We start from the raw sequence: 9,831 nt of genomic DNA, 5'->3' as shown, positions 1-9,831 counted from the left end.
TCAGTTGAGGTCGATGTACTCGCCGTCGATGTCCACCACCCCCGACGCCGCGATCAGGACCGTATCCCCGTTGACCTCCACCGCCGCGGCGTCCACGGTCGCGCGCTGGCCCGCCTTCACCTCCACGACGGCGCCCGCCGTGGTCGTGATCGTCACGCCCGCCGCGTTCGCGATCGTCACGCCCGCCGACGTCTGGATCGTCGAGCCGGCGGTGATCTGGATGTTCGCGCCCGCGCTCATGCTGATGTTCGCGCCGGCGCTGATCGACACGCTCCCCTCGGCCGTCAGGCTCACGTCCGGCCCTTTCATCGTGAGCGTGGACCGCCCCGTCGTCTGCGAGATGAACTGATCCGTCATCACCGTCCCGGTGGGCGGGATCGTCGGCGGCGGCTCGGCGGGTTGCTCGATCGTGACCGTGTGCTTCTTGCCCACGAGCGTCGAATCCTGGACCCCGATCGCCGCGGCCCGATCCTTCCCGACCGTGATCGTCTGATTGTTCCCAACCGCGATCGTCTGGTCGTTCCCGACCGTGATCGCCTCGTCGTGCCCGACCGTGATCGTCCGATCGACGCCCGTCGTCTCCGTCTCGTTGTTCTTGACGAGCTTGTTCAGGTCCTTCTGCGCCTGGACATTGACGAGCTCCCTCCCCGCCGCGTCCTCGAACATGATCTCGTTGTAGCCGCCCGTCCCGCCCGTGGAGTTGCTCCTCCACCCGCTCTGCGTCTTGTTGTCAGGCAGCTTGTACGGCACCTTCTGCAGGTTCGTGTACACCCGTCCCACGATGACCGGCCGGTCCGGGTCCCCGCTCAGGAAGTCCACCAGCACCTCCTGCCCGACGCGCGGCAAGGTCACCCCGCCGTACCCGGCGCCTCCCCACGACTGGCTCACGTGGATCCAGCACGAGCTGCTGTCGTCCATCTGGCTCTCGCGGTCCCAGTGGAAATGCACCCGGACCCGCCCGAACTCGTCCGTGTGGATCTCCTCGCCGGGCGGCCCCACCACGGTCGCGCTCTCGACCCCGTTCACCTTCGGCTTCGGCGTCACGAGCTCCGGCCGGAAGGGGATGTCCGTCCCCCGCGCCTTGCACCGATGCGCCCACTCGCCGTGATGGCTCCCGCTCATCGACGACTCGACGACGAGCAGCGTCCGGCTCTCGGCGAGCGCCTCGTGCGGATGCCCCGCGATGCTCACCACGCTCCCTGGCGCAAGGTCATGGGCGTTCGTCTCGAAGGTGCAGACCTTGGCGCTGCCGCGCTTCGCGTCGAGCCGCCGCTGCGCCAGGCTCGACGCCTCCTTCTCGTCGGTGCGCGCCTTGCCCTTGTCGTCGGCGCTCGGCGTCGCGTCCCCCTGATCCGTGCCGAAGAGGAACGCGCCCGGCGTGTACTGGTAGCGCTCGAGCTTCGCCTCGAGCCCCTGCCCGCCCGACGCGCTGCCCACCAGCTTGTAGCCCGGCGGCCGGCGATAGTCGTGGTCCCGCAGCGTGTATTTCCCCGGCCGCACGCGCTTGCCCATCCGGACGTCGGTCACGAACGAGATGCCGTGGCTGCGCGAAAGGCTCGCGTCGTCCAGGAACATCAGCGGCGCCCCGCGCTTCACGTTCGCGTGCGGCGCGTCCGACAGGACGAGCTTCGTCTCGCCCCCGATCTGCTCGAACGCGTACGAGATCCCCGCGTCCTCGAGCATCCGGCTCACGAAGGCGAAGTCCGACTCCGCGTATTGCACGCGGTATTTCCGCTTCTTGTAGGCGCCGCCGTCGATCCGCACCTCGGGCGCGATGCCCCACTCCTCGAGCACCTTGAGCGCGATGTCCGGCTCGGAGGTGTGCTGGAACATGCGGTAGTTCTTCCGCTGCGTGAGGAGCCACATCGTCGGCACGACGGTGAGCTGGTACGTCGAGAGCCCGCCCGGCTCGACCCGCACCTGCTCGAGGTGGTTGCAGAGGCCCGACCAGGACCTGTCGTGCGCGCCCGCGCGCAGCGTGAAGCGCGCCGGCTGGCCCACGACGGCGTCGAAGTCGATGCTGGCGTTGTCCGAGACCGCGACCAGGTTGACCTCGAACAGGGACGAGAGCCGCTCTTGTACGGAGAAGTTGCGCACGTCGAGCGCGTCGCCCGAGGCGACCTCGACCTCGAGGTTCTTCCCGCCGATGCGGCTCGCGGCGGCGCCGGCCGCGTTGCCGAGGCCCTTGACCGAACCACCAGCGGTCGCCTGCGAGGGATCCTCACCATGGCTTTTAACGAACGTCATCCTCGCGCCCTCCTGCGCTCCGGCCCGCGCCGTCTGCTCGCGAGCGTCCAAGGCTCCTGTCGAACCAGGCTAGTCGAATCATGGCTGGGAATGCGCCGGGGAGCGTCTCACGAGATCTGGTGTACTGTCCAGGGCCTGCCGCCCAGGCGAACGGCGCTGGATGGCCATGCGCGCTCCGCTCGGCGTAGAGGGTCGTTGGACGCGGGGCTATGCCAGGGTGTGCGCACTGCGCAGCTCCGTGGACGATGGCGGGACGGAGGCACTCCATCGCTGAACCTGTAAAATTACACCATTCCACGAACAAGATCGCGCGTGGCAGCGTGAATGGCACCCTGCGGCCACGATGCCACACCCCTCGCGCCCCTCGCGTCCCCTCCAGGGGACGACGCACGAGGAGGCGACGTGTAGAATTTCAAGTCTTAACGTTACGGGTCGACCCTCGTACGCTCGCGTCCGATGAACGTGGTGTCGCTGTGCCCGCTGCCGGCGTCGGGGTTCGTCTGGCAGTCGCAGGACGGGAGAACTGCGCAGACCGTCGTCGTGAAAGCGACGTTCGTGCTCGTGCCTGGGAAGTCGTATCTCGCGGCGGAGCAGCAGGCGCCGAACGAGGAGGACAAGCACTGGAACGACGATCCGGCGCGCAGCGTCGTCGCGCCGAGCGACAGGGTGCCCTACAAACCGCGCGCCGACGTGGTGCTCGTCGGGCACGCGTACGCGCCGGGCAAGCGCCCCATGCGATCGATGATGGTCCGTGTGGCGGTCGGAGACATCGACAAGTCGATCGAGGTGTGGTGCGACCGGGCCTTCCGGGTGCGAGATGGCCAGCTCCTCGAGGGACAGGGCTTCACGAAGATGCCTCTCTGCTGGGAGCGCGCCGCCGGCGGCCCCGACACGAGCAACCCGGTCGGCGTGCGGTTCGACGCGCCCCCGGACATGTATGGCAGGGTCACGGTCCCGAACCTCCAGCCGCCCGGGATGCATGTGGTCACGCCGTCGGACACGTTCGCTCCGGTGTGCTTCGCCCCGATCGGGCGGAGCTGGCCAGGGCGAACATCGTGGCTCGGACCTCTGGCCGGGAAGTTCCCGCAGCCCGGGTGGGAGGAGCGGCCGCTGCCGGAGGGGCTCGATCCCGTGTACTTCCTGGCGGCGCCCCCGGACCAGCAGGTGGAGCAGATCCGACCCAACGAGCACATCATCCTCGAGAACCTGAGCCCCGATCACGCCCGCCTGGTGACGAACCTGCCGGGCGTCAGGCCGCGGGCGGTCGCGCACCGGGCCACGGGGGAGCACGAGGAGGTGACGCTCGTCGCGGACACGCTGTGGATCGACACCGATCGTGGGCTGTGCACGGTGGTCTGGCGGGGAAGGATCGGGCTCAGGCATCCGAGCGAGGCGGGGCGCATCACGGTGACGCTCGAGGGCGACACCGGCGGCCGGGTCTCCAGCGATGGGGCGAAGCCGTCCCCGCCGGAGGCCAGGGACGCGGCGGAGAAGCGCGGGGTGGAAGAGGACGCGGAGGGGACGCTCCAGCTGGGGGACAAGGTCGGCGCGGCGGTGGCGCCGGTGATGCCGTTCCAGGGCGGGGGCGAGCCGCGGCAGGCGCCCGCGCCGCCGACGTCGAGGCCAGGGGACGCCGCATTGCCGTTCAGGCCGGGTGGTCACCCGCCGCACACTGCCGAGCCGGCGGCGCCGCCTACGCCGCCCGCCGTGAGCCCGGCGCCCCCGCCGCTCGTGGTGCTGCCGCCGCCGGCGGAGCCGATCGCCAGGCCTGCGACGGCGGGGCCGTGGAGCCGGCTGGAGGCGGGCGGGAGGCCTTCCATCGGACAGTCCGTCGTGGAATCCATGGTGGGACCGAGCCCTGGCCCGAGGAGCCCCGCGTCGCCACCGGCGGAGCCGACCCCCGCGGCGGCCGCGCCCGCGCCCGCGCCCGCGCCCGCGCCGAGGCGCGGCGGGCGTGAGATCGTCGATCTGCTCTGGTTCAGCCCCGCGGCGATGCCGCGAATCCGGAAGCACGCGGCGTGGAAGGAGATCCTCGCGGACGTGAAGCCGCGGCCCGACGACGAGGAGCTCGACGACGACATGCCGCCGGGCAAGCGGCCGTCGGCGAAGGATCGCCGGGACGTGCTGGCGATCCTCGCGCGCGGGCAGCCGATGCGGGTGGAGGACCTGGAGCAGGCGATGATGGAGGCCGTGGGCGAGGACGGGGCGTTCGTGCCGCCGCTCGTGCTCGTCGCCGGGGAGCTGGAGCTCCCGTTCGATGAGGTGGAGACGCTGAAGGCGCTGGTGGCCGCGGCGAGCCCGCTCGTGATGGCGGACAAGAAGCTGAAGGAAACGGTGGAGGCGATCCACGACGTCTTCAAGATGCCCTGGGTGCAGGGGGCGACGAGCGTGGTGGAGGGGCTGACGGGGCAGCTGCGCGAGGCGCTGGGCCAGAATCGCGTGGTGCCGGCGAGGACGATCGAGGCGCATGCGGAGAGGGCGCTGCTCGAGCACAGGCATTTCCAGAAAAGGCTGGTGATGGGGCAGATGAGATTGCGGGCGCTGCTCTCTTCCTCCGGAGGTCACGCGAAGGTGCCAGTGTACTGGCCTGAGGCGGTGGGAAAGGAATTGCCGGGTCTCCAAAGAATGCAAGTGAGAATGATCGCCGCGCTCGGAATGCGCACCGAGCACCAGGAGAGCGCTGGCCTCGCGCTCCGGGCTTGCGCGCTCGCGAGACGCGGAGCTCTTTGAGTCGCGCGCGTGAGAGGGCCGGCGCGGCGCGCGCCCCGTTGCGGCGCGCCCGGCGCCGCGCGCCGGCCCCGGAATCCCTGGACGCGCCCCGGGCCAGGGTGGCCCGCGGGTTGCTCCCCTCCCGGTGCGGGACAGACCGCGCGGGAGGTTGTCAGTCATGCGGAAGTGCGTGCGCGATTCGGTGGTCGTCATCACCGGGGCTTCGTCGGGGATCGGCAGGGCGGCGGCGATCGCGTTCGCGCGGCGCGGCGCGCGGGTGGTCGTCGCCGCGCGGAACGCGTCGGCCCTCGAGGAGGTCGCCGCCGAGTGCGCCAGCGCCGGGGCGCGGGCGCTCGCCGTCCCGACCGACGTGCGGGACGAGTGCGCCGTCAGGGCCCTCGCCCGCGCCGCGATCGAGGTGTTCGGCAGGATCGACGTCTGGGTGAACAACGCCGCGGTGTTCCTCTACGCGCGCGCCGACGAGGCGCCTTACGAGACCTACCGCCAGGTCATCGAGACGAACCTGCTCGGCTACGTGCACGGAGCGCGGGCGGCGCTGCCCTATTTCCGCGCGCAAGGCGCGGGCGTGCTCGTCAACAACGTCTCCGCGCTCGGCAAGTTCGGCGGGCCGACGATGAGCGCCTACGTGAGCTCCAAATTCGGGATCCTCGGCCTCTCGTCCTGCCTGAGGCAGGAGCTCGTCGGCACCCCGGACATCCACGTCTGCACGCTCCTGCCCGCGGCGGTCGACACCCCGATCTACCAGCACGCCGGCAACTACACCGGCCGCGCCGTCCAGCCGATCTGGCCGGTCCTCGACCCCGCGCGGGTCGCGGCCGCGATGGTCTCCCTCGCCGAGCGGCCGCGGCGCCAGGTGTACGTCGGCGCCGGCGGCCGCGTCACCGCCGCGGCGTACGCCGTCTTCCCGGGCCTCACCGAGCGGGTGCTGGCGGCGTACATCCCGAGCGCGACCTTCCTGGATCGCGCCGCGCCGCACACCGACGGCAACATCTTCTCACCGATGAAGCGCTGGACCGGCGTGACCGGCGGGTGGCGCCGGGGCTCGGGCCTCGCCGCGCTCCTCGACACGGTGAGGACCGCCGCCCGGCTCGCGCTCGAGATCCCGTCCGCGGCGCTCGGGCGCCGCAAGCCACGGTGAGCTCGCCGTTCTGGCACCCTCCGTACGCGATCTCCCAGCCGTCCTGACGCGCCGCCGTGCCCGGGGTGCCGCCCAACCTCGGGGATTCTGTGACGCGTTCTCCACCGATGCTCGGCATGCTGCGCGCCGACCAACGATTTGATGAGAATCAAGGAGGCGCAACGATGAGCCGTTATGTGGCGCGCACGCTCCGAAGCGATGACTTTTCGACGCTGATGGACCTCGAGGCGGCGCTCTTCGGAAGCGCGGGCGAGGGCGAGCTCGGGCGGTATTACATCCGTCTTTGCTGCGATTTCTTCAAGGACTCTTGCTTCATGGTCGAGGCCGCGGGCAAGCCCGCGGGCTACCTGCTCTCCTTCGCGCGCGGCAAGGAGGTCTATTGCACGACCCTCGCCGTCCTGCCCGAGTACCAGGGCTCCCGCGCCACGCACACGCTGCTCCGGGCGTTCGTCGGGTCGATCCTCGGCTGGGCGGAGTCGTGCTGGTTCACCGTCGAGGAGGACAACCACGCCGCGCGGGCGCTCCACGCCATGCTCGGCGCCAAGGAGATCGAGGTCCGCCCCGACTTCTACGGCACCGGGCACCCGCGCATCATCTCGCGCATCGATCGCGACGCGTTCATGGCGCTCCGGGCCCGCTTCGAGCGGGTCGGGCTCGTCGATCGCGCCGCCGAGGCGAAGGAGCCGCGCGCGGCGGACGGCGGCATCGCCGCGGTGGCCTGAGGCGGATAGACCTCATGACGACCACCGCTCCGCTGGACGCCGCTCGCCGCCCCGGGGCGGCGGGCGTCTGGCCGTGGACCGAGGCGCGCTCCGTCGTCAGCCGGGTCTCCGGCGTGATGGGGCTCGCGCTCGACACCGTGTTCCGGACCAGCCTCTTGCCCGAGCTGCCCGCCGCGCGCGACCGCGAGCGGGCGCGCCTCCTGCACGCGATCGCCGGGGAGCTCTGCGCGCTGCACGCCCTGCGCGTCCGCGTGACCGGCGCGCTCCCTGCGCCGCCGTTCGTGATCGTGGCCAACCACGTCAGCTACCTCGATCCGATCGCCCTCGCCTCGCTCACCCCCTGCACCGCCATCGCCAAGCAGGAGATCGGCGGCTGGCCGATCGTCGGCGAGCGCGCGCGCGATCTCGGCGTGCTGCTCGTCGACCGGCAGCGCCCGGCGAGCGGGGCGCGCGTGCTCCGGTCGGCGCTCCGCGCCCTGCGCCACGGCGTCCCGGTGCTGAACTTCCCGGAGGGCTCCACGACGCGCGGCGAGAAGGTCCTCCCCTTCCGCAAAGGCATCTTCGGCCTCGCCCGGATCGCGGGCGTCCCCATCGTGCCTGCGGCGATCACCTACGATGCCCCGGAGCTCTGCTGGGCGGGCGACGACACCTTCGTCCCCCATTATCTCCGCTTCTCCAGCCGCCGCGAGGCGAGCGCCCACATCACCTTCGGCCCCCCGCTCGGCGACCACGGCGGCGCGGCCGATCTCGCGGAGCGCGCCCGCGCCGTGATCCTGGACCTCTTGAGCCTTTAGGAGATCTCATGTCGCAACAACGAGCCGCCGCGTACCTGCGGCACGGGCAGACTCCCTTCTTCCGCCTCCCGACCGCGAGCTTCCAGGAGGCCGGCGCGTCGGCCTACGCCGGCGCCGACGCCGTGCTCCTCGGCGTCCCGTGGGACGGGAGCGTCACCTACCGCCCGGGCACCCGGTTCGCGCCCTACGAGCTGCGCCGCGTGAGCGCCCTCGTGCAGTCCTATCACCCCGGCCACGGCATCGACGTGTTCCGCGCGCTCCGCGTGCTCGACGGCGGCAACGTGCCGTTTCCCCCGTTCCACGCCGAGTCCGTGCGCGAGCTGGTCCAGGCCTCGGTCGACGAGGTGCTCGCGGCCGGCGCGGTGCCGTTCGTCGTGGGCGGCGACCACTCCATCGCGCTCCCGGTGCTCCGCGCGCTCGCGCGACGACACGGCCCCGTCACGGTCGTCCACGTGGACGCCCACCTCGACACGAGCACGGCGGAGGTGTGGGGCGAGCCGTTCCACCACGGCACGCCGTTCCGCAACGCCATCGACGAGGGGCTGATCGGCCGGGGCGCGCTCCACCAGATCGGCGTCCGCGCGACCTGGGGCCACCCGGAGGAGGGCGCCTTCGCGGCGCACGCCGGGGCGACCCTGTACGGCATGGACCGGATCGACTGGGACGGCGCCTCCACGATCGCGGCCGCCATCCGCCTCGCCGCCGGCGACGCGCCCGTCTACATCTCGTTCGACATCGACGGCATCGACCCCGCCTTCGCCCCGGGCACCGGCACGCCCGTGCCCGGCGGGCTCACCTCGCGCGACGCGATCCAGCTGCTCCGCGGCCTCGCGGGGATCAACCTCGTCGGCATGGATCTCGTCGAGGTGTGCCCCGCGCTCGACCACGCCGACATCACCCTTCACCTCGGCGCGCACCTCCTGTTCGAGGGCCTCGCCCTGCTCGCGACGAGGAAGGTCAACAATCGGCCGCTCGGGTGACGCACCCCCGATCTCGGCGTCGGCGATCACGAGCGTGAGTGAAGTGAAGACGACGAGAGAAAACGCGCTCCGCCGCGCCGCGCGGCGCCTCAATCCGCTGGCGCCCCTCGCCATTCCGGTGTCACATAAGAGACACTGGGATGACACGCTCGCTCGATCTTTCCGGTCGTTACGCCGATCTCCCGCAGCTCGACGCCGCGTGGGCGCGCCTCGCGCGCGCGCACGGCGGACATGAAATGACGGTGGGGACGTCCACCCATGGACGACCGTTACGGCGGTATGACTTCGGCAACCCGCTGGGCCCGACGTTCCTGCTGACGTCGCTGATGCACGGGGTCGAGGTGATCGGCGGGCTCGCGTTGCTCGATGCGGTCCGGTCGCTCCTGTCGGGCGGCCGGGGCGGCATCGCCGCGCACGCGCGGCTGGTCGTGATGCCGGTGGTCAACCCCGACGCGTTCGCCGACAACCTGGAGCGCCTCCGCGGCGAGCGATGGGCGTCGCAGCGGTGCAATGCCCGCGGCGTGGATCTGAACCGGAATTTCGCGCCGCTGTCCGCGTCGCGGCCGCTGCACCCGTTCGCCGGGTCGCGGCTCCGGTGGTCGCCGCACTACACCGGGCCGCACGCGTTCTCGGAGCCCGAGTCGCGTGCGCTGCGCGACGTCGCGCTGGAGACGCGGCCCGCGCTCGCGCTCGGCTTTCACAGCTGCGGCAACCTCCTACTCTACCCCTGGGCGCACACCGGCGCGCCCAACCCGCGCGCCTCGCTGTACCGCGCGCTCGGCGACGCCTTCTGCCGCGCGCTGCCGCGCGAGCGGTACGAGCTCCGGCAGGCGGCGCACTGGTACCCCACGGTCGGCGACATGGACGACTGGCTCGACGCGAACCTGGGGACGCTCGCCTTCACCGTGGAGGTCAGCCGCCCCGCGCGCTCGCTCCGCGATCTCCGCCGGCTGCTCAATCCGTTCTGGTGGCTCAACCCGCGCGAGGCCGACGCGGCGATCGAGAACGTCGTGCCCGGCGTGGGCGCGCTCCTCGGCGACGCGCTCGACCGCGGCGTGGGCCGGGCGGCCCCGCACGCGCCGCCGCGCCTCGAGGAGCCGCCGGCGGAGCTGTTCGCCGACGCCGCCGAGTGACGCGCCCGCGCGCGCGGCCTCCGCCCGGCTGACCGCTGGCGCCGTCCCACACCGGCCGGGCGCCGGCGGACAAAAAGTGCCAGTCCC

At 71.8% G+C, this 9,831-nt stretch carries 7 protein-coding genes; 6 read left to right on the top strand and 1 reads right to left on the bottom strand.

Features of this window, described 5'->3' with window-relative positions:
- Entirely contained in the window at positions 1–2,247 is a 2,247-nt protein-coding gene (locus WMF20_RS00265; protein ID WP_437609603.1) for a type VI secretion system Vgr family protein, read from the bottom strand.
- 456 nt (positions 2,248–2,703) lie between these two features.
- Here WMF20_RS00265 and WMF20_RS00260 point away from each other — a divergent pair, with 456 nt between their 5' ends.
- From WMF20_RS00260 to WMF20_RS00235, 6 genes are all read left to right on the top strand, one after another.
- On the top strand, positions 2,704–4,977 hold the full coding sequence (locus WMF20_RS00260; protein WP_437609601.1) for a DUF2169 family type VI secretion system accessory protein: 2,274 nt from the start codon (positions 2,704–2,706) through the stop codon (positions 4,975–4,977).
- Positions 4,978–5,134: 157 nt separating this feature from the next.
- The gene (locus tag WMF20_RS00255) at positions 5,135–6,115 is read left to right on the top strand and encodes an SDR family oxidoreductase (RefSeq protein ID WP_437609599.1); all 981 of its coding nucleotides are present in this window, start codon (positions 5,135–5,137) and stop codon (positions 6,113–6,115) included.
- A gap of 164 nt (positions 6,116–6,279) precedes the next feature.
- A complete protein-coding gene (locus tag WMF20_RS00250; protein ID WP_437317243.1) occupies positions 6,280–6,837 on the top strand; it encodes a GNAT family N-acetyltransferase in 558 nt (185 codons plus the stop codon).
- 14 nt (positions 6,838–6,851) lie between these two features.
- Positions 6,852–7,631 (top strand): lysophospholipid acyltransferase family protein, encoded by a 780-nt coding sequence (locus WMF20_RS00245; protein ID WP_437609595.1) that lies wholly within the window; start codon positions 6,852–6,854, stop codon positions 7,629–7,631.
- A gap of 8 nt (positions 7,632–7,639) precedes the next feature.
- On the top strand, positions 7,640–8,611 hold the full coding sequence (speB, locus tag WMF20_RS00240; protein ID WP_437609593.1) for an agmatinase: 972 nt from the start codon (positions 7,640–7,642) through the stop codon (positions 8,609–8,611).
- Between the two features lie 140 nt (positions 8,612–8,751).
- The gene (locus WMF20_RS00235) at positions 8,752–9,744 is read left to right on the top strand and encodes a M14 family metallopeptidase (RefSeq protein WP_437609591.1); all 993 of its coding nucleotides are present in this window, start codon (positions 8,752–8,754) and stop codon (positions 9,742–9,744) included.
- Positions 9,745–9,831: the final 87 nt, after the last annotated feature.

Source organism: Sorangium sp. So ce834, from assembly GCF_051521425.1.
In the GTDB taxonomy this organism is placed as follows: domain Bacteria; phylum Myxococcota_A; class Polyangia; order Polyangiales; family Polyangiaceae; genus Sorangium; species Sorangium cellulosum_D.
Note: the sequence above shows the minus strand (reverse complement) of the source record. Positions and strands in the feature narration are given on the sequence as shown.

Excerpts from the sequence above, each read along its gene's own strand:
- WMF20_RS00250 (WP_437317243.1), top strand. The coding sequence starts at position 6,280 with ATGAGCCGTTATGTGGCGCGCACGCTCCGAAGCGATGACTTTTCGACG.
- WMF20_RS00245 (WP_437609595.1), top strand. The coding sequence starts at position 6,852 with ATGACGACCACCGCTCCGCTGGACGCCGCTCGCCGCCCCGGGGCGGCG.
- WMF20_RS00265 (WP_437609603.1), bottom strand. The coding sequence starts at position 2,247 with ATGACGTTCGTTAAAAGCCATGGTGAGGATCCCTCGCAGGCGACCGCT.
- WMF20_RS00235 (WP_437609591.1), top strand. The coding sequence starts at position 8,752 with ATGACACGCTCGCTCGATCTTTCCGGTCGTTACGCCGATCTCCCGCAG.
- WMF20_RS00255 (WP_437609599.1), top strand. The coding sequence starts at position 5,135 with ATGCGGAAGTGCGTGCGCGATTCGGTGGTCGTCATCACCGGGGCTTCG.
- WMF20_RS00260 (WP_437609601.1), top strand. The coding sequence starts at position 2,704 with ATGAACGTGGTGTCGCTGTGCCCGCTGCCGGCGTCGGGGTTCGTCTGG.
- speB (WP_437609593.1), top strand. The coding sequence starts at position 7,640 with ATGTCGCAACAACGAGCCGCCGCGTACCTGCGGCACGGGCAGACTCCC.